Source organism: uncultured Algibacter sp. (assembly GCF_947487605.1).
Taxonomy (GTDB): domain Bacteria; phylum Bacteroidota; class Bacteroidia; order Flavobacteriales; family Flavobacteriaceae; genus Algibacter_D.
Genome location: NZ_CANKXK010000074.1, coordinates 1 through 392 on the forward strand (window position 1 = coordinate 1; position 392 = coordinate 392).

A 392-nucleotide genomic window follows, 5' to 3' on the forward strand; every position below is an offset into this window, starting at 1 on the left:
CATAATTTAACACAATTATGTATAAAAATGACAAAGTAATTAGACGTTACAGCGAACCTTTCAAATTAAAAATTTTAAACGAACTTAGCATTGGAAAACACACTAAGAGTGAACTTTGTAAACTATACTCTATTGCGCCTACAACTGTTAATGAGTGGATTAAAAAATACAATCGTAAAGACTTAATGAATACCAGAGTAAAAGTGGAAACTAAAGACGAAATATCTAGAATTAAAGCGCTTCAAAAGGAAATTGAACAGCTTAAAAAACTACTACTTAAAAAGGATCTTGATGCATTGGTATTAGATTCATATCTAGAAGTAGCTGCCGAAGATCTTGGTTATAAATCTGTGGCGGAACTAAAAAAAAAGCTAAGTATAAAGCCTTAATCA

At 30.1% G+C, this 392-nt stretch carries 1 protein-coding gene; it reads left to right on the forward strand.

Annotated features, from left to right (window positions below):
• Window positions 1–17: 17 nt before the first annotated feature.
• On the forward strand, window positions 18–389 hold the full coding sequence (locus tag Q0739_RS14995; protein ID WP_298239543.1) for a transposase: 372 nt from the start codon (window positions 18–20) through the stop codon (window positions 387–389).
• Window positions 390–392: the final 3 nt, after the last annotated feature.

Coding starts and splice junctions, on each gene's coding strand:
- Q0739_RS14995 (WP_298239543.1), top strand. CDS start 18: ATGTATAAAAATGACAAAGTAATTAGACGTTACAGCGAACCTTTCAAA.